Origin of the sequence: Halomonas sp. HMF6819 (assembly GCF_044335525.1) — a bacterium.
GTDB lineage: Bacteria > Pseudomonadota > Gammaproteobacteria > Pseudomonadales > Halomonadaceae > Vreelandella.
The window spans coordinates 467,994-488,840 of record NZ_JBIQVY010000002.1; the positions used below are offsets into that span (position 1 = coordinate 467,994).

General features: G+C 58.8%; 22 protein-coding genes and 1 pseudogene. 17 read left to right on the forward strand and 6 right to left on the reverse strand.

Annotation, left to right across the window (positions count from 1 at the left end; genetic code table 11):
• Window positions 1–54 precede the first annotated feature (54 nt).
• From ACGLWX_RS08090 to ACGLWX_RS08105, 4 genes and pseudogenes are all read left to right on the forward strand, one after another.
• Complete coding sequence (locus ACGLWX_RS08090; protein WP_396238814.1) at window positions 55–516, forward strand: methyltransferase family protein; 462 nt, start codon at window positions 55–57, stop codon at window positions 514–516.
• Window positions 517–731: 215 nt separating this feature from the next.
• Entirely contained in the window at window positions 732–1,748 is a 1,017-nt protein-coding gene (locus tag ACGLWX_RS08095; RefSeq protein WP_396238816.1) for an alpha/beta hydrolase, read from the forward strand.
• A gap of 34 nt (window positions 1,749–1,782) precedes the next feature.
• Window positions 1,783–1,908: pseudogene (locus ACGLWX_RS08100) on the forward strand (type II toxin-antitoxin system prevent-host-death family antitoxin); the annotation flags it as partial.
• Window positions 1,905–2,168, forward strand: coding sequence for a Txe/YoeB family addiction module toxin (locus ACGLWX_RS08105; protein ID WP_396238818.1), 264 nt, complete (start codon window positions 1,905–1,907; stop codon window positions 2,166–2,168). The pseudogene ACGLWX_RS08100 and the gene ACGLWX_RS08105, both read left to right, overlap by 4 nt.
• Window positions 2,169–2,271: 103 nt before the next feature.
• Here ACGLWX_RS08105 and ACGLWX_RS08110 read toward each other — a convergent pair whose 3' ends face one another.
• On the reverse strand, window positions 2,272–3,807 hold the full coding sequence (locus ACGLWX_RS08110) for a Na+/H+ antiporter NhaC family protein (RefSeq protein ID WP_396238820.1): 1,536 nt from the start codon (window positions 3,805–3,807) through the stop codon (window positions 2,272–2,274).
• Window positions 3,808–4,581: 774 nt separating this feature from the next.
• Here ACGLWX_RS08110 and ACGLWX_RS08115 point away from each other — a divergent pair.
• Window positions 4,582–5,460, forward strand: a complete 879-nt coding sequence (locus ACGLWX_RS08115) for a GGDEF domain-containing protein (protein WP_396239430.1) — start codon at window positions 4,582–4,584, stop codon at window positions 5,458–5,460.
• A 231-nt stretch (window positions 5,461–5,691) separates the two neighbouring features.
• Entirely contained in the window at window positions 5,692–6,462 is a 771-nt protein-coding gene (locus ACGLWX_RS08120) for a cyclase family protein (RefSeq protein WP_396238822.1), read from the forward strand.
• A 100-nt stretch (window positions 6,463–6,562) separates the two neighbouring features.
• Here the strand turns inward: ACGLWX_RS08120 and ACGLWX_RS08125 are convergent, their stop codons facing one another.
• Window positions 6,563–7,051, reverse strand: coding sequence for a TspO/MBR family protein (locus ACGLWX_RS08125; protein ID WP_396238824.1), 489 nt, complete (start codon window positions 7,049–7,051; stop codon window positions 6,563–6,565).
• 140 nt (window positions 7,052–7,191) lie between these two features.
• On the opposite strand from ACGLWX_RS08125, the gene ACGLWX_RS08130 reads away from it, so the two are divergent.
• From ACGLWX_RS08130 to ACGLWX_RS08140, 3 genes are all read left to right on the forward strand, one after another.
• Window positions 7,192–7,413, forward strand: coding sequence for a VF530 family DNA-binding protein (locus ACGLWX_RS08130; RefSeq protein ID WP_396238826.1), 222 nt, complete (start codon window positions 7,192–7,194; stop codon window positions 7,411–7,413).
• Window positions 7,414–7,424: 11 nt separating this feature from the next.
• On the forward strand, window positions 7,425–7,847 hold the full coding sequence (locus tag ACGLWX_RS08135; RefSeq protein ID WP_396238828.1) for a GFA family protein: 423 nt from the start codon (window positions 7,425–7,427) through the stop codon (window positions 7,845–7,847).
• A 169-nt stretch (window positions 7,848–8,016) separates the two neighbouring features.
• Window positions 8,017–9,054, forward strand: a complete 1,038-nt coding sequence (locus tag ACGLWX_RS08140; protein WP_396238830.1) for an alpha/beta fold hydrolase — start codon at window positions 8,017–8,019, stop codon at window positions 9,052–9,054.
• A 60-nt stretch (window positions 9,055–9,114) separates the two neighbouring features.
• Here the strand turns inward: ACGLWX_RS08140 and ACGLWX_RS08145 are convergent, their stop codons facing one another.
• Window positions 9,115–10,410 (reverse strand): MFS transporter, encoded by a 1,296-nt coding sequence (locus ACGLWX_RS08145; RefSeq protein ID WP_396238832.1) that lies wholly within the window; start codon window positions 10,408–10,410, stop codon window positions 9,115–9,117.
• Window positions 10,411–10,670: 260 nt separating this feature from the next.
• On the opposite strand from ACGLWX_RS08145, the gene ACGLWX_RS08150 reads away from it, so the two are divergent.
• Complete coding sequence (locus ACGLWX_RS08150; protein WP_396238834.1) at window positions 10,671–11,333, forward strand: DUF2268 domain-containing putative Zn-dependent protease; 663 nt, start codon at window positions 10,671–10,673, stop codon at window positions 11,331–11,333.
• A gap of 93 nt (window positions 11,334–11,426) precedes the next feature.
• A complete protein-coding gene (locus ACGLWX_RS08155; RefSeq protein ID WP_396238836.1) occupies window positions 11,427–12,314 on the forward strand; it encodes a GNAT family N-acetyltransferase in 888 nt (295 codons plus the stop codon).
• A gap of 7 nt (window positions 12,315–12,321) precedes the next feature.
• Here ACGLWX_RS08155 and ACGLWX_RS08160 read toward each other — a convergent pair whose 3' ends face one another.
• Window positions 12,322–13,056: an SDR family oxidoreductase gene (locus ACGLWX_RS08160; RefSeq protein ID WP_396238838.1), complete on the reverse strand. Its 735-nt coding sequence runs from the start codon at window positions 13,054–13,056 to the stop codon at window positions 12,322–12,324.
• 136 nt (window positions 13,057–13,192) lie between these two features.
• Here ACGLWX_RS08160 and ACGLWX_RS08165 point away from each other — a divergent pair, with 136 nt between their 5' ends.
• Complete coding sequence (locus tag ACGLWX_RS08165) at window positions 13,193–13,654, forward strand: DUF6985 domain-containing protein (RefSeq protein ID WP_396238840.1); 462 nt, start codon at window positions 13,193–13,195, stop codon at window positions 13,652–13,654.
• Window positions 13,655–13,907: 253 nt separating this feature from the next.
• Window positions 13,908–14,591, forward strand: a complete 684-nt coding sequence (locus tag ACGLWX_RS08170) for a hypothetical protein (protein ID WP_396238842.1) — start codon at window positions 13,908–13,910, stop codon at window positions 14,589–14,591.
• Window positions 14,592–14,686: 95 nt separating this feature from the next.
• Here the strand turns inward: ACGLWX_RS08170 and ACGLWX_RS08175 are convergent, their stop codons facing one another.
• Entirely contained in the window at window positions 14,687–15,394 is a 708-nt protein-coding gene (locus tag ACGLWX_RS08175) for an FMN-dependent NADH-azoreductase (protein WP_396238844.1), read from the reverse strand.
• Window positions 15,395–15,526: 132 nt separating this feature from the next.
• On the opposite strand from ACGLWX_RS08175, the gene ACGLWX_RS08180 reads away from it, so the two are divergent.
• A complete protein-coding gene (locus ACGLWX_RS08180; protein WP_396238846.1) occupies window positions 15,527–16,366 on the forward strand; it encodes a LysR family transcriptional regulator in 840 nt (279 codons plus the stop codon).
• On the opposite strand, the gene ACGLWX_RS08185 is transcribed toward ACGLWX_RS08180, so the two are convergent.
• Window positions 16,359–16,922 (reverse strand): manganese efflux pump MntP family protein, encoded by a 564-nt coding sequence (locus ACGLWX_RS08185; protein WP_396238848.1) that lies wholly within the window; start codon window positions 16,920–16,922, stop codon window positions 16,359–16,361. The genes ACGLWX_RS08180 and ACGLWX_RS08185 overlap by 8 nt on opposite strands.
• Before the next feature lie 338 nt (window positions 16,923–17,260).
• Between ACGLWX_RS08185 and ACGLWX_RS08190 the strand changes: the two genes are divergently transcribed.
• The 3 genes from ACGLWX_RS08190 to ACGLWX_RS08200 are packed head-to-tail and all read left to right on the forward strand — an operon-like array spanning window position 17,261 to window position 20,821.
• Window positions 17,261–17,725 carry an Lrp/AsnC family transcriptional regulator gene (locus tag ACGLWX_RS08190; protein ID WP_252106597.1) on the forward strand — a complete coding sequence of 155 codons (465 nt, stop codon included), beginning with the start codon at window positions 17,261–17,263 and terminating at the stop codon, window positions 17,723–17,725.
• Window positions 17,726–17,729: 4 nt separating this feature from the next.
• The gene (locus ACGLWX_RS08195) at window positions 17,730–19,367 is read left to right on the forward strand and encodes an aminotransferase class V-fold PLP-dependent enzyme (protein WP_396238850.1); all 1,638 of its coding nucleotides are present in this window, start codon (window positions 17,730–17,732) and stop codon (window positions 19,365–19,367) included.
• The gene (locus ACGLWX_RS08200) at window positions 19,364–20,821 is read left to right on the forward strand and encodes an NAD(P)-binding domain-containing protein (protein ID WP_396238852.1); all 1,458 of its coding nucleotides are present in this window, start codon (window positions 19,364–19,366) and stop codon (window positions 20,819–20,821) included. Before ACGLWX_RS08195 ends, ACGLWX_RS08200 begins: the two co-directional genes overlap by 4 nt.
• Window positions 20,822–20,847 lie beyond the last annotated feature (26 nt).

A 20,847-nucleotide genomic window follows, 5' to 3' on the forward strand; every position in this document is an offset into this window, starting at 1 on the left:
TGCCGCGCTTCGGTCGGCAACTGAGCTTGGGCGTTGGATGCTCAAGGGATCATCGTGCAGACATTAGAGCTAAAAATCCCACCAGTTATTCTGGTGCTTTTTACCGCAAGCCTTATGTGGACATTGGCGGTAGCTGTTCCGAGTCTTGGTTTCACTTTGTCCGCTTCTCCACTTGTAGCGCTGGTGTTTGCGGCAACTGGAATTGCTTTTGCGTTACTTGGTGTATGGGAATTCCGCTCAGCGGGCACAACCGTCGACCCGCGAGTGCCAAATCAATCCGTCAGCCTTGTCGTGCGCGGGGTCTATCGAATAAGTCGAAACCCAATGTACGTTGGGTTCTTGCTCGTTCTGAGTGCTTGGGTCATTTTTCTCAGCAATCTAGCAAGTCTTGTACTGCTTCCGGCATTTGTTATTTATATGAATCGATTCCAAATCGTCCCAGAAGAGCGACACATGCGGGAAAAGTTTGGTGAGTCTTACAGGCAGTATGAAGCAAAGGTGCGCCGGTGGGTTTAACGCCCAAAAAGCCATTTAAGTGCATTTCAGGCGGCCGGCGGCCGTCCCCCCTGGACGCCGCTTAATATTGGTGTTAAATGTTGATAATCGATAACGATAAATTATCGCCGTACGAGCGGCGTGCGATCAATCTCGAAATGGCGCTGCGGCTTGCCCGTTTGTTTGATGATTCGCCGGAATTCTGACTAAATACGCCGTTATCCCATTGATTTTGGATGGCTGCATCATCGATAAAGAAAGAGGTGTATCGGATCAAGCCGTTGCATAAACAGGTCGGGCGCTTAATGTTAAAAGCACCGCTTTTCGTTGCGTTGATCGGAGCGTTAATCACCATGTCGACTGGAGCAGACACGGCAGGCCTTGACTTTAGGACTCTTTTTTCGAAACTGCCGCCTACATCTGAAATACCCTTGCGTGATGCGTTTGAAGCGCGCGACGAAACACGTCTATGGTATCGGCACTATCCGAGCGAGTCGGATACCGCGCTCATCCTTGTGCACGGGTCCGGAACCGACAGCAAGTATCTCTCTTTTTTCGCCCAGACCCTGGCAGAGTCGGGAATCGCTACTGTCTATACGCCAGATATGCGCGGGCATGGTCTGTCTCCCGTCAAGCGCGGCGACATCGATTATATCGAGCAATTGGAAGATGACCTGGCCGACTTCATTTCACACGTTAGGACGGTCAATGACAGGCTGGAGACAGTCGTTGTTGGTGGTCATTCCTCCGGCGGGGGGCTGGCCGTACGTTTTGCGGGCGGGAATCATGGCGATCTTGCGTCAGCGTATCTTTTGCTCGCCCCGTATCTTGGTCACGATGCGCCAACAGTGCGGGAGAACGCGGGCGGCTGGGCAGCTCCGAATCTCTCCAGGATCATTCCGATTTCCATGCTGAATGGCCTTGGAATCACTCTTTTTAACGGCGTCCACGTGCTGCAATTCGATTTGCCCTCCGACTATCGCGATGGCTCCGAGACACTGTCCTACTCATACCGGCTGATGACCGGATTCGGCACTTCGGATTTCAGAACGGATCTGGGCGCGGTAGAAGTGCCTCTTCTTCTCGTAGCCGGTTCAGAGGACGAAGCACTCGTTGCGTCCGAGTTCGAGGGTACTGTTAAGCCACTGGTACCGCAGGCAATCGTTGAGACGGTTAATGGGGCGTCCCACTTGGGCCTCGTTGTGGATGAGGAAGCGATAGACATCGTTCGCAGGTGGGTTCGAAGGCTATAGTGGTGTCACTACGCGCTTCATCCGACACCGCAGAACCGTGCTGGTATCGGAAGAGGACTGGTCGGCCACTCAGGAAACGCTTTACCTGCTCTCCGTGCCGGGTATGTGTGAGGAGGTGGATATCCCTTTGGATGACTGCTTTGGGAAGCCGAACTGGTGACATGGGCGTTGGTTTCCATCAGGCAGACGCAGAAGGATGCCAAAACGTTGGCATCCAGCGGCCTCAAGCCTAAAGCCCGGGAACTTCTAGCATTGATAGCGGAAGATCCTTACCGCAAACCGCCCCCTTTCGAGCAACCCGTTGGTGATCTTGCCGGGGCGTATTCGCGCAGCTTCAACATTCAACATCGTTTGGTCTACCAGGTGCTTGAAGATGAGCGAGTGATCAAAGTGCTAAGGCTTTGGAGCCACTACGAATAGTGAATCATAAGCCGAAGTTGCCGAATATTTCTCCAACACTTCGCGGCTTTTACAGGTTGGGTCTCACTCCGGGCGCTTGAACAACAAACGCCCGGAGTAGTGTTTATCCTCTGTACTGGCGCTGGTTCAACCGCCCCAGCACCATCAACACCCCAAACTGCACCACCAGCCCCGCAACCAGCAGCACCCAGACTGACTCCACTACCATCGAGGCCACATACAGCAGCCCGCTGATGCTGGCAGGCACCAGCGCGTAGGGAATTTGCGTGCGCACGTGGGCGATGTGATCCGAGCCCGCGAAAATCGAGGCCATTACCGTGGTATCGGAAATGGGCGAGCAGTGGTCGCCGAAGATCGAGCCGGAGAAGATCGCGCCAATGGCCATGCTGACCAGCGCCACGTCGCCGCCGGAAAGCTCGAAGGCCAGCGGCACGGCAATCGGCGTGAGAATCGCCATCGCGCCCCAGGAACTGCCGGTGGCGAACGAGATCACCATGGCGATCAAGAAAATCAGCAGCGGCAGAAGGGCGGGCGAGAGCCAGTCGCGGGTCGCATCGATCACGTGCTCGCCGGTGCCCAGCGCCCCGGTCACCGTGCCGATGCTCCAGGCCAGCACCATGATCACCAAGGCTGGCAGCATGGTGCGAAACCCGGCCAGCAGCGTTTCTTCGCAGTCCTTCAGCGTCTGGCGCTGGAAAAGCGCCATGATCATGCCGGTCATCACCATGGCGAACGCCGCCCAAGAGAGCGCGACGCTCACATCGGTATTTTCCAAAGCGTCCATGAGCGTTGCGCCCTCGGCGCCGCCGCCGGTGTACCAAAGCCCCCAGCAGGCCACGCTAATCAGCACCACCAACGGCAGCAGAAAGTGCCAGAGCCGCCCGCGGCCTTCGGGTACTTCGCCCAGGTCTGCATCCACGTTGGAAAGCGGGGTATCGCCGGGGGCGACTAGTTCTCCGGTCTCCTCGGCGCGGCGCTGGGCTTTTGCCATGGGGCCGAAATCCCCGGCCAGCAGAATCATCGGCACCGAGGCCAGGCAGAGCAGGGCGTAGAAGTTCCAGGGAATCGACAGCAGAAAGAGCCGGTAGGGCTCCGCCGAGGCGAAGCTCAGCCCCACGAGTGCCCCGGCAATCAGCGAAACCTGGTAGCCGATCCAGTCCGACACCGGCCCCAGAGTGGCCATGGGCGCGGAGGTCGCATCCATCACCCAGGCAAGCTTCTCGCGGGACTGGCGCTGGCGTGCGGTCAAATCGCGCGTGGCGTTACCCACGATGACGGAATTGACGTAGTCGTTGAAAAAGATGACCACGCCCAGCGCCCAAGTGAGCAGCAGCGAGGCCCGCCCGGAGTGAATGCGCTTGGCAAGCGCACGGGCCAGCGCTTGGGAGCCGCCGGTACGATGCATGAAGGCCGCCCCCGCGCCGAGCAGTGCCACCAGCACCAGAAAGCGGGCGTTCCATTCGTCGGTCATCACCTCGGCGAACCAGTCGAAAGTTTGCCCTACGGCGGCGATGGGGTTGCCCGCCACCAGCCAGCCGCCGATCCAGATGCTTACGAATAGCGAAACGTTGACCCGGCGGGTGGCAAGGGCCAAGGCAACCGCCACAATGGGCGGCAGTAACGAAATGAGTGCTTCCATGCGATCGTTCCCGTTCATTATTGAAGTATTTGTATTGTTAGCATGCTAAAGCTTTCTGGTGCAAAGGGCAGGCTTGAAAACCATTCAAAATAAGCGGTTGCAATGTCGATAGTCACTGGGCTCACAGCTTTTTTGAAATGCGCTTTAATCCGGAAAAGGGCGTTGAAAATAACCAGCGCGAGAAATGTATGACAACGCCGTGTTTCCGGCTAAGATTCGACTGAAAACAGTGGCAGGCCAGGTATCGTGAGGACATGTACCTGCCTTTAGTCTGGGGTTCAATGAGCCGCTAGAGCTCAGCAAGGTTTGGTTTTGAGTGTCGAGTGGCCAAAAAATCGCAAGGTATAACGTTATGCTACACGTCGGGTCAGGCGCTGTTTGAAAGCGCCATGAGCCGTTAACGGCGATAAAAGGTGGCAGCGTTACGGGGAGGGTGTTTGGGAATAAAGCAGGATCATTATCGCGTCCACTGGTTGACGGGGCAGTTCTGCGACCCTGACCGGGAATCAATATATCGCCAGTCCATTCAGCAGCGCCTGAGTAACGAGTACAGTCTGGCCCTGAGCATTGCGGCGTTTGCCTATGGCATTTTCGTGCTATCGGATTATTTTCTACTGGGGCCAGTTCCTGGGTTTTTTCTGCTTTTGGCCCTGCGTCTTGCGGTCGTGAGCGCTTGCTTGCTCATCGCCGTCAAAATTCGGCGCGGTCGAGGGTGGCGTGAGCGGGTGGTACGCGCTACCGCTATGGCTGATTGCGACCGGCATCATTTTGATCGTGCCCTTACGCCCTGAAAGTTATTCCACTCAAATTACCGCGGCCGTCGTTGCGGCCTTGGCGTTCTATCTCCTCATCCCCAATCGGCTGACCGTGGTGACGTTGGTCAGCCTGTACCTGACCCTTGGCTTTTTGACGGCTTTGGTGGTATTCACGAACGCTAATGTGGTCGATGTCATCCGCACCGCAATTCTTTTATTCATCGCCAACGTTGTAGGGTTTTTCACCCTGCTGCGGTTAGAGAGGCTGCAGCGCACCCAGTTTGCGCTACTGCGGGATGAGCGCGACCAAAACCAGGCGCTGCATGAAGAGATCACCAAAGGCAAGTTGCTCGAAGAGCAGCTGCGCATGAGTGCCGAGCGCGACGCGCTGACGAAGCTTAACAATCGCGGTCATTTCATGAAGCTGGCCGGAAAAATGCTGCAACGCGCCCAGTCCGGCCAAACGCCCTTTAGTCTGTTCATGATCGATGTAGATCACTTCAAGCGCATCAACGACACCTGCGGCCACTGCCATGGCGACAAGGTTTTAGCGGAAATCGCCGAAGTGTGCGAAGTCTCCCTGCGCCCAACGGATGTGATCGGGCGCTTTGGCGGCGAGGAGTTCATCGTGGCGCTGCCCGACACCAGCCTCGACGATGCGCAAAGAGTGGCCGAGCGGTTGAAAAAGGAGGTGTCCAACCTGTCACTTCCGGGCGAAATGGGCACTCAAGGCCCCAGTGTGACGATCGGCGTGGCAGCCTCCAACGCTGACGGGAAGAATCTCGAGTCCTTGATCAAACAGGCCGATCAGCTGCTCTACATTGGCAAACGAGCCGGCCGAAATCAGGTCGTGGTGGGCCGTGATGGTGATGGTCGAGGAGCCGGCGAAGCGTATTAATAACGCTTTTGCGTTGATTCTCGGTTCTTTAACTATGGGTGTTGAAGGCCGTATTCAATAAAATATATCCTGGTACGACCTGATGAATACTATGTTTAGTAAAGTTTAGGGTAAATTACATTAGAGAAATATAAAATTACTATTTCTATATTCACTAAACGCACATTTTTCGCTCAGCGAACATCAAGTGAGTGCTTTTTCTAACTACAACTCTCATCGATAGGCCATAAAATGAAAACATCCATTTCAACACTATCTTTAGCGGTGCTTTTGTCCGGGTGTGCTGGTGTTTCTCAAAGCAGTCACTCCGATGATTCGCTCCTGAACAGTTTTGATATCCGCGATTATCGAATCATCGATTTATCCCGTGTTCAAAGCGCCGATATGCCGGCTGCCTCAGTACTGAAACTCCCGGAGCAAGAGTTTTTTATGAGCATCGAGCAAGGCGATGATTACAATATCGAAGTGATCTCCTACGCGCCGCACACGGGAACCCATGTGGATGCGCCTTATCACGTCATACAAGACGGTATGACGGTAGAGGGTTTTGACCCCGCTGTGTTGATAGGCAGAGCCAACGTTATTGATCTTCCAGTATCCGGCGACTATTTGATCAGTTTGGCCGATATTCAGACATGGGAAGCGAACCACGGGGATATCGAACAAGGTGAAGGGGTTTTATTCGATACACAGCAGGATGCGCTGTGGCCGTTAGGCAACGCACAATATATCGATCAGGGCTATCCTACGCTCTCTGTCGAGGCCGCTCGGTATCTAGTCACGAAAGATATCGGTTATATCGGGGTGGAAAGCATTTCTCCCGACGGGCCGGAGCCTGACGCGCATAGGGTATTGTTGGAAAACGGCATTCTTGTGGTGGAAAACCTGAAGGATCTCGACAAAATTGGCTCTTCCAAAACGTTTGTTATCGGTACGGTACCTGCGGTGGAGGGCGCCTCTGGCGCGTGGGTGCGTCTATTGGCTTTAGAGCCCGCTCATTAATAAAGCGGTATCCTGCAAACTCAACCAGCACCTGCTTATTGTTATCAGGTGCTGGTTGAGTTTTTCTTTTGAAGAAAGGGCGTGAAAAAACGTTCGAGCTTTACCCCAGTATCTGGGGGTTCATCTGCCACACGCTCCAGGTCAACGCACAGGCCAGGCCCACCCACGCGAGATAAGGCACCAGTAGCATCCCGGCCAAGGCCTTGAGTCGCCAGAACATGATCAGCGTCACCAGAATCAGCGCCCATAGCGCCAGCACGGCCACGAACGCAATCGCTCCCAACTGCCACACGAAAAACAGCCAGCTCCACAGCGCGTTGAGCGCAAGCTGTATCACGAATACGGTCAGTGCCGGTTTCGCGCCGGGTTCACGCCAGCCAAGCCAGGCAGCGATACCCATCAGCCCATAAAGCGTCGTCCACATCGGCCCGAATAGCCAAGCCGGCGGCGCCCAACTGGGCTGCTCGAGCGATGCATAGAAATCTGCTGCGTTGATGGAGGCCACGGCGCCAATGGCGGCGGCGATATAGGCCAGCACCAGCCAACCGGCCAGGCCGAGAATCTGCTGCTTTCGGGAAAGTGTGCGCATTCGTGTATCTGCCGATGTCAGGGAAAACGGTGTCAATCGTAGTGCAACCTGGCGAACTCAGCCACGGGCGGGTCTGTTAAAGTACGAAACCGCCTGCCTGGCTTGCCAAGGCATTTTAAACCGATAGGGAGAGTGACTCGATGAACCCGCCACAGCCCAATAACCCTCTTCACGGCGTAACCCTTGAAACGATAGTGACTCGCCTGGTCGAGCACTACGGCTGGGAGGCTTTGTACGAGAAAGTGCGCATCAACTGCTTTAACAATGACCCCTCCATCAAGTCCTCGCTCAAGTTCCTGCGCAAAACGCCCTGGGCGCGTGATAAAGTGGAAGCGCTGTATATTAATACGTTTAACAATTAAGGCGGTTGATCATGACCGGCGAGTGTCTATGCGGTGAGGTGAAATTCGAGATTGATGGAAAACTTCCTAATCTTTATCAATGCCACTGTTCTTTATGCCGCAAAACAACTGGCTCAACCGCTAATGCGGCCACCTTTGTCAGTGAGATCGATTTTCGCTGGGTATCGGAGCAGGCCAGTATCCGTTCCTTCCAGCGGCCGACGGGCTATCGCAATGATTTCTGCTCGCTATGTGGCAGCTCGGTACCCAACAAGCTGCGCAATACGGCGATGATGTGGGTACCAGCAGGTTTGCTGAATGAAGAAACCTCCGCCCGTGTTGCGGTTCATCTTCATTTCGAATCAGCTCCCGAGTGGGATCAGGAGGCGCCTTACTGCCAATGGCTTGATAAAGCCCCCAAAAGCCTGGAAGCACTTAACGCCGCCCTACTGTAAATACATATTGGCAACTGAGCGAGCTTTCTACTGGCAAAGCGTGCTTCGCTGTTTGGCACATGTAACTGGAGAAAGCATCCCGCAACGTAATCGCTTAAATCAATATGCCCCAAAAAATCCTGCCATACTCTTCCAAGCCACTGAATCCATGGACGAGAGGAGCGACACAATGGTACGCCCACTATTTAAGTCAGCACTCCTGGCGAGCAGCAGCATTGGTACTGTATTCGCGTTTAGCACTATCGTCAGTGCCACCGCGGGTGAGGTCTCCACTTTCGACGGCGAGCTTTCCGGTTTCGAGTATGCCTACCCGGTCGAGCGGTTTGAATTCGAATCCCAGGGCCAAGAGATGCAAATGGCCTACCTGGACGTTGCGCCTGAGGAGAGCAGCGCCAACGGCCGCACCATGGTACTGATGCATGGCAAGAACTTTTGCGCCGGTACATGGGAGGCAACGATCGAGGCGCTGGTGGACGCCGGCTACCGCGTCATCGCGCCGGACCAGATTGGCTTTTGCAAATCCACCAAGCCCGAGCGCTACCAGTTCAGCTTCCATCAGTTGGCGGCCAACACCCACGCGCTGCTCGACGCACTGAGGGTGGAAAACGTGACCGTAATGGGGCATTCCATGGGCGGCATGCTCGCCACCCGCTTTGCGCTGATGTACCCGGAAGCGACCGAGCAATTGGTAATGGTCAACCCGATTGGCCTTGAGGACTGGAAGGCGATGGGCGTGCCGTACCAGAGTATCGATGACGGCTATCAAAGCGAACTGGAAACCACCGCTGAAGGCATTCGCGAGTATCAGCGAAGCACCTACTATGCGGATACCTGGGAGCCGGAATACGACCGCTGGGTCGAGATGCTGGCGGGCATGTACGCAGGCGAAGACGGCGAGCGCGTGGCCTGGAACCAGGCGCTGACCTCGGACATGGTCTTCACCCAGCCGGTGGTGCACGAGTTTGGCGAGCTCGAAGTACCCACGCTCCTGCTGATTGGTGAGCAGGATAATACCGCCATCGGCAAGGGCCGCGCCTCGCAAGACGTTCAGGCCACCTTGGGCCATTACGATGTGCTGGGCGAACAGGCGCGCGATGCCATTCCCGATGCCACGCTGGTCGAATTTCCCGAGCTTGGTCACTCGCCGCAGATCCAGGCGCCGGCGCGCTTTCACGAGGCGCTACTCGAAGGGCTCAATCAACAGTAGGGGTCAACCCGGTGCGGGCGTATCAAGCCCGCGCCGGGTTATCGCTTTAGCATGTGGCTCTTAACGCCTATCTGATGTGCCATCGGTTGCGGCCTCGCTGGTCTCTTCAAGGTCTTCAAGCGGCTCGCCGTCCTCGTTTTGTAGCTGGTGATCGAAGGCCGCCTGAAGGCCGGTTTCTTCTTCCGGCGCGTCATCCGCCTCCTGATGAATATGGCCCGGAAACAGCGGCGAGAGTAGCGCAATGACGATGCCCAGCACGGCGATGATCGAGAACGTAACGGCGTAATCAAACGCGTTGATCAGCGCGCCTATGGTGGGCGAGCCGGTCGCCTGACCCAGCGATACTGCCAAAAACGGCAGTACCGGGCCTATTGATAGCCGCCCGGGCAGCAGGCGAATGCCGGTCATCAGGTAGAGCCCGGTCAGGCTCATGTAGGCCAGCCCAAAAATCAGCGCCGAAAAGATCGCCAGTAGGGGGTGCGAGGGGCTGGCGGCCAGCAGTAAAAGGCTTGCCGAAAGCATCATCAGCATCAGTGACTGGGTGATCGGTGGGTTATTGCGATCGGCCAGATCCGCGACGAAGGCGCCGCCTAATCCCGCAAGTCCAACCGCGAACCACAGCCAGCCGGTCGTGCTGGGTGGCAGGCCGCCCAGCGTGATGACCAGATCCGGTGCGAATATCCAGTAGGCGGATGAGACGAACCCCATCAAGAAGGCGAACAGGGTAAGCCGTGAAAGCCGCGACCAGGGGAGCTCGCAAAGCGGCGGCGGCGGGGCGGCGTTGGCCGGCACCACCGGCGACACCGACGGCAGGAAAAACCAGGTGGCTACCACGCCTGCCGCGGCCAGCACGGTGAACGACAGATACGCCAGCCGCCAGGCATCCGCCATTAGCAGCACCGTGGGCACGGCGACGATGATCCCCACGCTGGTACCGGCGTTCATCACGGAGCTCACGCGTGCATGCAGCGAACGCTTTACCATCGCCTGCATACCGGTGGTCAGCGCCGGCATCATCAGGCCGGTGCAAATGCCGCACGCAAACACGCCGCTGCCCAGCGTGAACGCGCTGTCGGCTTGGCTAATCAATACCAGGCCCACCACGCCAAATATGCCCGAGAGCACCGCGGCCAAACGCGCGCCCAAACGGTTGGCCACGGCGGGGGCGGCCAGCGTGGCCAGCACGAAGCTGATCAGCGGAAGCGCGCCGATCAGGCCGATCGCCGAGGTGCTCAGCGAAAGCTCATCGCGGATGGGCGGCACGAACAGCCCGAAGGCGAACCGTGCCAAGCCGTAGCTGATGGCCACCAGGCCAGCCCCAAACACCGCGAAGGAGGTACTCGAGATAGCGCGCATGATGTTCCTTCTCATAAGAGGACGAAAAACGTTACACGAGCGAACCGAGTCAGCGCGCGAGATCGCCGTATGATGGCGAATGTAGATGATTGATGCGTTAAACGCAGTGGGATTAGACGAATGGCTTTATCAACGCCCGGAAGCCGAACCCTGCTTGCATTCGCGGTGGTGGTAAGAGACAAGATGACGACCCGTTTGAAAGGAGCCCCCATGCCCAACGATGATTGCTTGAATCGCGTCCGTCCGACCGGGCAGCGCCCATGCTAACGCCGCTGTTTCTGGATACCCGCGACGGGCGTCATTTTTCGAATCAGGCCCGCGAGACGATCGAGCAGGTCTGCCGCGAGGCCGAGCCCGAAATACGCGCGCACCTGCCGACGCTTGCCGAGGAGATCGAGCTTGCCTGCCAGACCGGGAAAACGGTGATTCCCGAAACCGGCGAGATGGGGCTGGCGCTAACCGCCACCCGCGTGGGCTGGACGGTGGACGCCGCACGCGAAGGCGGCGTCGAAGCGATCGCCCAGGCGCAGCTTTACTACACGCTCTTTCACGAGTGCCATCACCTGGCACGGGGATGGACGGTTCATCGCCAAGCGCCGGTAGTCGACTTCATGGAAGGCGTGGTGAGCGAGGGCCTGGCGACCGTATTCGAGCGCGACGTGGCCGGGCGGCAAACGCCCTGGGGCGATTACCCGGACGAAGTCGAGACGTGGGTGCAGGAGCTTCTAGCGCTGCCTGCTGGCGCGCACTATGTCAGATGGATGATTCAACACGAGGATGGGCGGCGCTGGATTGGCTATCGGGCCGGCACGTACATCGCCGACTTGGCCATTCGCGCCGCAGGCCTCTCAGCGGCGGCACTGGTACACGTTCCCACCAAGGACATTCTCGCAATGGCCGGTATCAGGCGGTCAACCCAATAGCGTGTCGGTTAAATCGCGGCGGCTTGCGTGATACATTTCTAATATAAATATCGCCGCCGCTTTAGCCTCTCACGCGCACAACGGGATACTCTTTTGCTTACTCCTGTCATACAGCAAGAACCCACCGGATGCGGCATCGCATCCGCCGCCACGATTCTCGGCCTTACCTATGAAGATATGAAGGCCCGCGCTAACGCGATGGGCATCTACGCCGAGGATGAGTCGCTCTGGTCGAGCACCGATTACGTGCGCCGTCTGCTCGCGCACAAACACGTCGCAACCTCACCGAAAGAGCTTCCGTTCACGGGCTGGCAGGCGCTGCCGGATCTGGCGCTGATCGCGATCAAGCCCCACCAGCGCGACGGCAAGCACTTCTGGCACTGGGCGGTATTTCAGCGCGAAAAGGGGCAAGCGGTAGTGCTGGACAGCGCCAGCTATCTGCCCGCCAACGTGCGTACCGATTTCGATGCCATGCATCCGGCCTGGTTCATCGCCGTGACGCCGCCTGCGCGTGCGGACTTCGAGATCACCATGAGCACCCAGTCCGACTACCCGGCATTGATCGCACTTTGGGAAGCCTCGGTGCGCGCTACCCACGATTTTCTGGCCGAAGAGGATCTATTGATGCTCAAGCCGCTCATCTTCGAGCAGTTTTTCGACGCGCTGACGCTTCGAGTGGCGAAAGCGCCGAACGGCGAGATTCTGGGCTTTAGCGGCGTGGCGGCGGGCAAGCTCGAAATGCTCTTCATCGCACCGTCGGCGCGGGGCAAGGGCATCGGCCAAGCGCTGGTCGAGTACGCCCGCCGGGAGCAGGGCGTAAGCCGGGTCGACGTGAACGAGCAAAATGAGCAAGCGCTCGGCTTTTATCAGCGTTTGGGCTTTACGGTGCTCGACCGCTCGCCGCTGGATGGGCTAGGCAAGCCGTACCCGCTGCTGCACATGGCGCTCGCGGAAGGGAGCGACGAAGGCGCCACTGCTTGAGGCCGAGTTAGTTAACGTGGGCGCCGCCGTCGACGTTCACCACGCTTGCATTGATGAAGTTGTTTTCCAGAATGGCCAGCGCGGCGTGTGCGATGTCCTGGGCCTGGCCGCGGCGCCCGGCGGGGATGTTCGCCGCCTCCACAGGCGCGCACGCTTTGTCCCACGTGGTGCTGTCGACCACGCCTGGGCAGATCACGTTGAAGCGTTTGGGCTTCAACTCGATGGCCAAATTCGCTACCAGGCTCTCCAGCGCCATGTTGATCGCCCCGACCAGCGAGGTGCCCTCGGTCTGGCGGTAGGCGGCCACGCCGGAGAAGAACAGCACCGAGCCGGCGGAGCTCAAATGCTCGGCAGCGGCGCGGGCGAGGTTGATCGGCCCCATCAGCTTTGAGGAGAGCATCGTTTCGAGCTCGCGATCCTTGAGCTGCAAAAACGGCTTGAAGGTCAAATCCGCCGCGCTGCATACGATGAAATCATAAGGGCCGTGCTCCTTGAGCGCGCTTTTCACGGCCTCGGCGTTACCAACGTCCAGCGCGTAGCGCCCCAAACACTGATCGCCGAGCAGGTCAGCGACGCGGTCGAGCTTCTGCGCACATCGCCCGGCAATTGCGACCTGCGCCCCGCGAGCGGCGGCCATCAGCGCGATCGCCGCGCCCATGCCGGAGCTTCCGCCCGCCACGAACAGCCGCGCGCCGTCCATGGCGCCCAGCCCGTCACCGACTCGCGGGAGATTCGTTGCCATCGTACTTTCCTTGTGTGAGGGTGTTGATGATTCGACGTTCAAGCCGCTATCAGAAGCGTTTTCACCGATCGCCAGCGCTTGATCGCACGAATGCTTGCGCTGGCAGCAGTGACTTCAATGTAGCAAAGGAGAGAGCATGGAACGCATTCGCGGGCTGACCGTGGGCGAGTTTGGGCTGGAAGGCGAGGTGCACAGCGCGCTGTTCGAGCGCTACTTTTCGCTCGTCAGCGAAGAGGACGATGTCGATTTTATCCATCGCTGCGCCGCTTACCTCGATACGCTGGAGGCGCCGATCATCGACCACCTTTGCCGCTCATCGATTCGCTACTGCGACGCTTTCTTGAGCGAAATCGGCGAGCCGCTCATCGAGTTCGCCACCCCCCGCGATGTCCTGAAACTGATCACACCCAGCGTCATGATCGTGCCATACCCCGAGCAATCGACGCCGGTGGTGCATCTTGAACTCGAATGCGAGTGGGAGCCGGAGCACGGCATGGAGTGGATCATCCGCGACAATCAGGTGCTCTACGTCGGCCCCTTCAATGGCGAAAACCCCTGGCAGGGTTTCAGCCCCAAAGCGGCGTGGAATTTTGCCTAGGCGTTTGGCGCGCGGACATAAATGCAGCCGACAGCCCCGAGCCACTTGAATCGCCTCGATGATGAATCGAGGAGGCTTACTTGTTAATGGCGAGTGCTGACTGTTTGGTAACGTTAAGTGTCGTTGGGTAAATACTGGCCTAACACTTCGCTTTTCTTTCAATAGACTAAAGCGCTCTTACGTAAACTCGCTTCAACCAAACAGTTGGTGCCGACCGGCGCCGCCCAAAAAATTCTCACGTTGAGGCTGCTGCATGTATCGATTTGCCACCGCTTTATTGACCGGGTCGTTTTTGCTGGCGGCCAGTGCCGTTACCATGGCTGATAGTCGCTGGTCGGTCGCGGGTAGTGCCGGCACCACCGGCCTGGGTGCTAACGCCAGCTGGCGTTTTCACGACCACATGGCGCTGACCGCGGGTTATAGCGGGTTCAACTATGATGACCTGGATCATACCAACGGCGATTTCACTTATACCGGCGAAGTCGACATGAATGTCTACAGCCTCAAACTCGATGTCTATCCGTGGGCCGAAAACGGCTTCTTCGTTTCGGCCGGCGCCGTCAGGCCCGATATCCAGCTCAAGGCGGTGGGTCGCTATACGGGCGGCGAAACGTTCGATGAATTTGGCGGTATTCCCATCGATGCCAATAGCGCTCGTTTGGACGGCGTGGGCAAACTTTCAGACGGCGTGGAGCCCTACCTGGGCATAGGCTGGCGCAACAGCGCCAAGCAGGGCCTTGGCTTCTATGCCGAAGTTGGCGCCTTCTGGATCGACCCCAGCGTCTCTCTTACCCCGCGAGGCGATGCGCTCGATATTCCGTTCGTTCGAGCGATCGCCGAGCGCGAAGCGCGCGAGCAAGAAGATGACCTTAAAGACGAACTCGACAAGTACAACATCTACCCGGTGGCCGTTGTGGGTATCGAGTACACGTTCTGATCCCAATAGGACAAGCGCGGTTCACCCTCGACGCATAAGATCACGGGGCGCCTTGGCGCCCCGTGATCGTTTTGATCTTTTGCCGAGTGGTTCAGCTACACAGCATCACGTCTCGCCCCCTCCATGAACGGTCCTTTTGGCTCGGCGCTCAGCCTGATAGCCAGCGCTTTGGCTTCGTCGAACGCTTGATTCAGCGATTGGCGGTGGCGCTCGTCGTTGAACTCCTGATACTCCGCGCCGATCTCGTGAAAGGTCTCGACCCCCAGGTAGTGGCTCAACGTTTTAATATGCGGGCCCAAATGGTTCATGTGTTCGCGCACACCGCCCTTGCCAAAGCCGAACTCACCGCTCGAGGTCAGTAGTATCAGCGTCTTGCTCGAGAGCATCGGCGCCAGCGGTGTATCGCCGCGCGCCAGGTCGAAACTAAACGTCTTGTTGATGCGAATGACCTGATCGAACCACGCTTTCAGCGGCGCGGGCATGCCGTAGTTGTACATGGGCGACGAGATCACGATGAAGTGCGCCCGGGTCAGCTCGTCGATCATCCGGTCGGAAAGCGCCAGGTGCCGATGCTGCTCCTCGCTCCGATTAGCCTCGGGCGTGAACACGGCGCCTATCCAGCTCTGATCGATGAAGGCGGGCGGTTCGATACCGACGTCACGGTGAATGATCTCGTCGTCGGGCGCTACGCCTTGCCACGCGTCGATGAACGCGCGGGCGATCTTTTTGGAAAGGGAATCATGGCCGGGTATGGGGTTGGATACTTTGCGAACGCTGGCGTCCAGATGAAGGAGGGTACGCATGGTGGGCTCTGCCGTTGCTGGAAAGAAGCCGCCATGCTGGGCTTCAAAGCGACACGGGACAAACGAGTAACAACGGCGTATAGATGAGTTAAAATCATCCAGATTTTTAGAACGGGACGCCAGTAATTGAAAATGTCACTGCACGCAATCAAGGCGTTCGAGTCTGCGGCACGCTTGGGCAGCTTCAAGAAGGCCGCGGAAGAGATGGCAATCGCACCTACCGGCGTGTCCCACCACGTGGCCAATCTGGAAAAGCGGCTCGGCGTTCGGCTCTTTCATCGCCACCACCGTCAGATCACGTTGACCCCGGCAGGGCAGCGGCTGTCCGAGGCGACGACCAGCGGGTTTCTAACCATCGAGACGGCACTTGACGACATCGCTCAACGCGCCTCGCACCTGCGCGTGGAGACTACCTCCTCGTTTGCGGCGCTTGTGCTGATTCCTGGGCTTCACGACTTTCAACGCCGCTACCCGGATCTGGAGGTGAACGTTTCGACCGGCGAAACGATAGGCTCCCCGGTTAGCCAGCTCTGCATCCGGCTGGGCGACGCGCGCCGGGTGGAGGCCGCCTGTGTACTGAAGAAGGAGCGCTTCGGCCTTTATGGAGCGGCGTCCGTCGTCGAGGCGATGAAAGACACCCAGCCGATGCCGGTCTACCTGACCCGCTGGAAAAACGAGCGCCTTCCGTCACCGCCCTGGCCTCAGTGGCTGGCGCAAAGCGGCCTCGCCGGTGAGGCGTTCGAGACTATCGGTTTCGATCAGGAGCTTTACGGGATAGCCGAGGCGGTGGCCGGGAAGGGGCTGGTGTTCTGTTCCCAAACGCTGGTGGCCGAACACGTCAGCAACGCCACGCTGGTCGAGGTGGCCTTGGCGGTCGACTCACCTCTTTGCTACTACACGCCGGCACCCTGGCGGGACTACAGCCTGAACCACCAGGCGCTGCTCGAGTGGCTGAAAGCGCTGATCAGCTGAACACGCCGGTATGTTCGGCCAGCACGGCGCAGCCGATGCCGATCAGCACGACGCCGCCGATTAGCTCGGCCCAGTGGCCGACGAAGCGGCCCAACCGGTGGCCGAGCACCGTGCCGATCGAGGCCATCAGCGTGGTGGCAAGGCCAATGGCGAGGCTCGTGGTGACGATATCGACGTCGATGAAGGCGAGACTAGCGCCCACGGCCATGGCGTCCAGGCTGGTGGCGGTGGCGGTCAGTATCAAAAGCCAGAGCGTTTGCCGGCGATGCCCAATCTTCTCTTCCTTGTTAAGCCCGGCGTAAACCATGTGCGCGCCAATGGCCGTCAGCAGCGCAAACGCTACCCAGTGATCCCAGGCCTGCACGAAGCGCTGCGAGGCCACGCCCGCCGCCCACCCCAGTAGCGGGGTAATGGCCTCCACCACGCCAAACACCAGCCCGATGCCCACCGCGTGGCGAAAGCGCGGGCGGCGAAGCTCTGCGCCTTTGCTGATCGAGGCGGCGAACGCATCTGCCGACATGGAAAAAGCGAGCAGGACAAGAGCAACGGGCGTCATGGCGGGGGAACTCGTGTGGCTTAAAAGGCGCTTCTAAACGGTTGACGAGCAGGGCGACGAACCCTGCCGTTCAAGTATCGAGATACTAGCACGGCAGCCTCTTGCACTGAGGGGATGTCTCGAAAAATAAACTTTATAACCAATAACTTGTATAGCCTTGGCTAACTATTTAAGCGCTGGGTGAATACCTAGAATCGGGGCCAGTAAGGGCCTGTTGTCATTGAATTTGAGGCCGCTTGAGTCTCGCAAAGCGGGGTTGAAAAATTATTTCTTTTGATCGAGTTCAAAACGTCTTATAAGGAATAATATTTCTTTTTAAAAGATAAAAAGGAAACAAATTGCTTATTGATCGTTTCGATTTAAAAATTCTTGAACAGCTTCAGCGGGATGATAGCGTATCTATTGCGCAGTTGGCCGAGAAAGTGGGGCTTTCTGTCACCCCTTGCTGGCGCCGTATTCAGCGCCTGGAAAAAGAGGGCGTGATCGAGAAGCGTATCGCCGTATTGAACCCCCACAAGCTCGATCTCGGCCTGACCGTTTTCGTGATGATCAAGACCGACAAGCACACTCAGGCCTGGCTGGACGCCTTTCAGGACGTGGTCCAGTCCTTCCCCGAAATCATGGAAGTGAACCGTTTGGCCGGCGAGTTCGACTATCTGCTCAAGGTCATCACGCGCGACAACGCTGCCTACGACGCTTTCTATAAAAGACTCATCGCGAGAATAGAGCTCAGCAATGTCACATCCTGCTTCTCCATGGAACAAGTCAAGAAAACCAGCGAGCTGCCCCTCGGCGGCGTCTGACTGGATGACGATCCTTGCCGATGACGTCATCGGCGAGGGTAAGCCTATCGCTGGCCCCTTCGGCCCGCGCCCGCTGCTTTACGCCGACTACACCGCCTCCGGGCGCGCGCTGGGCACCGTCGAGCGGGCAATGCGCGAGCAGGTGCTGCCGTATTACGCCAACACGCACACCGAAACTTCCTACACAGGGCGCATCACCACGCGTCTGCGCGAGGACGCCCGCCGCCAAATCGCAAACGCCGTTGGCGCCACCCACGACTACGCGGTGATCTTTGCAGGCGCCGGTGCCACCGCCGCTATCGACCGCTGCTGGAAGATGCTGGGCCTCGCCCGCTTTGATCAGACATCAGACGAGGCTCGCCCGGTCGTGTTTTTGGGGCCTTACGAGCACCACTCCAACGATCTGGCGTGGCGCGAGTGCGACGCCGAGATCACTCGCATCCCGCTCGACGCGGCGGGGCTGGTCGATCTGGACGCGCTGGAAAAAGCGCTTTCGCGTTTTCAGGGCCGGCGGCTGATCGGCGCTTTCAGCGCGGCCTCCAACGTCACTGGCGTCAAAAGCGACGTGGCGGCGATCGCCCGGCTGATGCACGCCCATGGCGGCATTGCGCTGTTTGATTACGCCGCCAGCGGCCCCTACGTGCCCATCAACGTGGCCGGCACCGGCCGTGACGATCACCTGGACGGCGTGTTCGTCTCGCCCCACAAGTTCGTTGGCGGGCCGGGAAGCTCTGGCGTTTTGATCGTGCGCCGGGCGCTGTGTGTCAACGCCGTACCCTCGGTCGCCGGGGGCGGCACGGTGTCTTATGTCACCGCCGATGGCCATCGCTACGTCAGCGACATTCAGCGCCGGGAAGAGGGCGGCACGCCGAACATTCTGGGCGACATTCGCGCCGGGTTCGCGTTTCGCATTAAAGCGTTGATCGGCGAAGAGCGGATCGAGACGCGCGAGGCGGAACTTGCCAAGCTGGCGCTGGCGCGCTGGTCGTGCATCGATAACCTGACGCTGCTGGGCCCGAGCGACGCGCCCAGGCTTTCGATTTTCTCGTTCAACGTGCGCGCCGGCGAGCGCGAGGTGCACCATAATCTCATCGTCGCGCTGCTAAACGACCTGTTCGGTATTCAGGCGCGCGGCGGCTGCTCCTGCGCCGGCCCCTACGGTCATTCGCTTTTGAATATCGACGCCGACACCGCCTTCGAGCACGAATCGTTAGTTCAAAATGGAAGAAGCTTATATCGCCCAGGTTGGGTAAGGCTCGGATTTCACTTCTTTTTTAGCAATGAGACGGCTAACTATGTAATATCGGCGGTCGAATTTATTGCACGTCACGCGGCCTTACTCATGAAGCTTTACAGCGTCGACGAACGCTCGGGCACCTGGACGGTGCGCGACGGCGTTTATCCGACCCCCTCGATTGATACCGCGGCCACGACGCTGGACGCGCTGCTCGAACCTGCGAGCGCGCGCAAAGCGTTGGCAGACGAAAGCGACCCCTTTGCCGAGGCCGAACACCTTGTCGAGCTGGCTAAACGCGCCGCGCCTCCCGCCGACCCTCACGGCTTCGATACCCCGATACGCTGGTTCTGGTGGCCTCATGAGGCCGAGGACGCCGTGCACTCCCAGGATAAGATGACACCATGACGACGACTTCTTCCCCTACGCTTTCGGGTGCCGGTTTGGAGGCGCTCAACGAGCGCGTACTCTTTGATCTCGCGTGTCTTAACCTGCCACCCGCGAACTGGGTGCCCGCCCGTACCGGTGAACAGGGCGAGCACGTTCACGACGTCATCATCATCGGCGGTGGCCAGTGCGGTTTGGTGGCGGCGTTCGCGCTGATGTCCGGCGGTATTCGCAATCTGCGCATCTTCGATCGCAACCCGGAAGGGCTCGAGGGGCCGTGGCTGAACTACGCGCGCATGGAAACCCTGCGCTCGCCCAAAACCCTGCCCGGGCCGAGCTACGGCTTTGCCTCGCTGACCTTCCGCGCCTGGTACGAGGCGCAGTATGGAAGTGACGCCTGGGAGGCGCTCGATAAGATTCCGCGGCCCACCTGGATGGCGTACCTCAACTGGTACCGCGAGGTGCTGGCGCTGCCGGTCGAAAACAGCGTCAACGTCGAGCGCGTCACGCCCGAAGGCGATCTTCTGCGCCTCGAGCTGTCCGGCGCATCCGCCAAAACGGTGCTGACGCGCAAGCTGATTATGGCCACCGGGCGCGATGGCACCGGCGCGCCGAAGATCCCCGGCTTCGTCAAGAGCCTGCCGGAAAAGGCCTGGGCGCACACCGCCGACGACATCGACTTCAAGGCGCTGGAAGGCAAGCGGGTGATCGTGGTCGGCGTGGGCGCGTCCGCGGTCGACAACGCCGCCGAAGCGCTGGAGCACGGCGCCTCCGAGGTCCGCTTTCTGATCCGCCGCGCCCAGATGCCGACCATCAACAAGATGATGGGCATCGGCTCGTTCGGCTTTACGCACGGCTACGCGGGGCTCAGTGATGCCTGGCGCTGGCGGATCATGCACTACTCGTTCATCACCCAGACGCCGCCGCCACGGGGCTCGACGATGCGTGTCAGCCGTCACGAAAACGCCTTTTTCCACTTCGAGTGCGGCGTCGAAGCGACCCGAATTGAGGGCGATGAGATCGTCGTTACCACCCGCCAGGGCGAGGTGCGCGGCGATTTTCTGATTCTGGGCACGGGCTTCGAGATCGACCCGCTGGCGCGCACCGAGCTTGCTGGCTACGCTGACCGCATTTTGCTCTGGCGCGACCGCTACCAGCCCCCGGAAGGTCTGGCCCACGACGAGCTGGGTAAATTTCCCTACGTGGGGCGTGATTTCGCCTTTCAGGAGCGCGAACCCGGCAGCGCCCCCTGGCTTTCGAACATTCACTGTTTCAACTACGGGGCATCGGTCAGCCTTGGCAAGGTGAGCGGCGATATTCCCGGTATCAGCGAAGGCGCGAGCTGGCTTGCCAGCGCCATCGCCTCGCGCTTTTACCAGGAGGACGTGGAGCGCCACTGGCAGCAGCTACAGCACTACGATGCCCCGGAACTCCAGGGCGACGAATGGACGGCTTCGCCGCTACCCAATGATTGATGGTCCACTTGCCCAAGGAGTGTATC

What these genes read in the sequence shown, in the direction of transcription:
- ACGLWX_RS08095 (WP_396238816.1), top strand. Translation starts at nt 732, where the DNA reads ATGGCTGCATCATCGATAAAGAAAGAGGTGTATCGGATCAAGCCGTTG.
- ACGLWX_RS08110 (WP_396238820.1), bottom strand. Translation starts at nt 3,807, where the DNA reads ATGGAAGCACTCATTTCGTTACTGCCGCCCATTGTGGCGGTTGCCTTG.
- ACGLWX_RS08120 (WP_396238822.1), top strand. Translation starts at nt 5,692, where the DNA reads ATGAAAACATCCATTTCAACACTATCTTTAGCGGTGCTTTTGTCCGGG.
- ACGLWX_RS08125 (WP_396238824.1), bottom strand. Translation starts at nt 7,051, where the DNA reads ATGCGCACACTTTCCCGAAAGCAGCAGATTCTCGGCCTGGCCGGTTGG.
- ACGLWX_RS08130 (WP_396238826.1), top strand. Translation starts at nt 7,192, where the DNA reads ATGAACCCGCCACAGCCCAATAACCCTCTTCACGGCGTAACCCTTGAA.
- ACGLWX_RS08135 (WP_396238828.1), top strand. Translation starts at nt 7,425, where the DNA reads ATGACCGGCGAGTGTCTATGCGGTGAGGTGAAATTCGAGATTGATGGA.
- ACGLWX_RS08140 (WP_396238830.1), top strand. Translation starts at nt 8,017, where the DNA reads ATGGTACGCCCACTATTTAAGTCAGCACTCCTGGCGAGCAGCAGCATT.
- ACGLWX_RS08145 (WP_396238832.1), bottom strand. Translation starts at nt 10,410, where the DNA reads ATGCGCGCTATCTCGAGTACCTCCTTCGCGGTGTTTGGGGCTGGCCTG.
- ACGLWX_RS08150 (WP_396238834.1), top strand. Translation starts at nt 10,671, where the DNA reads ATGCTAACGCCGCTGTTTCTGGATACCCGCGACGGGCGTCATTTTTCG.
- ACGLWX_RS08160 (WP_396238838.1), bottom strand. Translation starts at nt 13,056, where the DNA reads ATGGCAACGAATCTCCCGCGAGTCGGTGACGGGCTGGGCGCCATGGAC.
- ACGLWX_RS08165 (WP_396238840.1), top strand. Translation starts at nt 13,193, where the DNA reads ATGGAACGCATTCGCGGGCTGACCGTGGGCGAGTTTGGGCTGGAAGGC.
- ACGLWX_RS08170 (WP_396238842.1), top strand. Translation starts at nt 13,908, where the DNA reads ATGTATCGATTTGCCACCGCTTTATTGACCGGGTCGTTTTTGCTGGCG.
- ACGLWX_RS08175 (WP_396238844.1), bottom strand. Translation starts at nt 15,394, where the DNA reads ATGCGTACCCTCCTTCATCTGGACGCCAGCGTTCGCAAAGTATCCAAC.
- ACGLWX_RS08180 (WP_396238846.1), top strand. Translation starts at nt 15,527, where the DNA reads ATGTCACTGCACGCAATCAAGGCGTTCGAGTCTGCGGCACGCTTGGGC.
- ACGLWX_RS08185 (WP_396238848.1), bottom strand. Translation starts at nt 16,922, where the DNA reads ATGACGCCCGTTGCTCTTGTCCTGCTCGCTTTTTCCATGTCGGCAGAT.
- ACGLWX_RS08195 (WP_396238850.1), top strand. Translation starts at nt 17,730, where the DNA reads ATGACGATCCTTGCCGATGACGTCATCGGCGAGGGTAAGCCTATCGCT.
- ACGLWX_RS08200 (WP_396238852.1), top strand. Translation starts at nt 19,364, where the DNA reads ATGACGACGACTTCTTCCCCTACGCTTTCGGGTGCCGGTTTGGAGGCG.